Below are 1396 nucleotides of genomic sequence, written 5' to 3' on the forward strand. Positions count from 1 at the left end.
TTACCAACAAAAACAGCTCCTCCAATTCCAGCTCCACCACCACCACTTCCTGCATAAGGTTTTATTTGTTGAGCCTGACCACCGCCATTTCCCCCAAAGTTCCCTCCTTGGCTAACCATACCTTCCTTAAAAATATAATATTTAGGCTTTTTAGCAAGGTTGTTTTCCTCCTCCTGAAGAAAAGCATCGTTGCCACCTCCGCCTCCTCCAAAACCACCTCCGCCTCCTCCTCCTCCTCCCTGGTAAGGGATGTTTCTCCCAACAGAAATTGTTAGAATCCCACTTCTACCGAATTTGGATCTTCCTCCGGATGTATATTTGACTGTTGCTCCCGGGAGGGTCGTTAAATCTCCACCACCACCACCACCGCCACCGCCAAAACCACCACCACCACCGCCACTACCAAAACCCGTTATAGGTACTAGTTGTGCTATTGCCTGATTAGGAGTTCTGGAAGTAGCGCCTGGAGTATCTCCCCGTTTTGGTTTTGGAGTTGAAATGTCGAGAGTGACTGAGGACCCCCCTCCACCACCGCTGCCATAGCCACCACCACCACCACCGTTTCTTAGGTTAGCCGCACCACCACCACCACCACCCTTATCACCACCATTACCAGGTTGAGAGACAAGTTGTATTTTTGCGTAGACTACGCGTTCGTTGAATTCTATGTTTGCTACTTGCTCAAATAGTGTTGGGGGTTGTGCAACATACGCACCTCCACCTCCACCTCCACCGGCTCCTCCTTTTCCTCCCGTTCCTCCATCTACAACTTGATCACTTGTCAAAAACTCATAAATACTACCTGTAGTAGAGCCACCTTTTCCTCCACCATCATTATTGCTTAAGTTTTCAGAACTACTGCCTGACTCACCATCTGTTATGTCAAATTGGGGCGTTAAATCGACTTTAGTGAATTTTTTAGCTATAGAAAAAAAACCTCCAATCCCTGGGAATTTAGAACCGATAAAGAGAACTTTATATATGTCGTTGTCGTAAAGAGCCTGAGCTGTTACCGTTCCTCCATTTCCTCCTTCATTTCCTCCTATTGCTACTGGATTTCCCATAGATCCATGTTGACCTGGATTATCCCCTCCTCCTTGTGTCCGACTAGCATTTGGGTCAGCTGATGAAAAACTAGCCCCTCCTCCTGATCCACTGAAACCTCCTCCTTTCAAATTTTGAAAACCACTTGCACCTTTTCCTCCTTGTGCAAGATTATTCTTAAGAGAGGTGTTATTCAAAGTAACAACAGTATTAGGAGCTACATACACTCCACCCCCTGCTCCTAATCCTCCTCCTCCTCCACTACCTTGATTTGAGATTCCATTTCCCCCAATAGCTGCACCATTTTGTATATTGCAATTTTCGATAGTTAGATTAGCATTTGCAACGAATA

The 1396-nt window shown here is 46.1% G+C and carries 1 pseudogene; it reads right to left on the reverse strand.

Features of this window, described 5'->3' with window-relative positions:
• Positions 1 to 1396 (reverse strand): annotated as a pseudogene (locus tag RHOW815_RS08905) (hypothetical protein); the annotation flags it as partial.

It is taken from the genome of Candidatus Rhabdochlamydia sp. W815 (assembly GCF_018642185.1).
Taxonomy (GTDB): domain Bacteria; phylum Chlamydiota; class Chlamydiia; order Chlamydiales; family Rhabdochlamydiaceae; genus Rhabdochlamydia; species Rhabdochlamydia oedothoracis.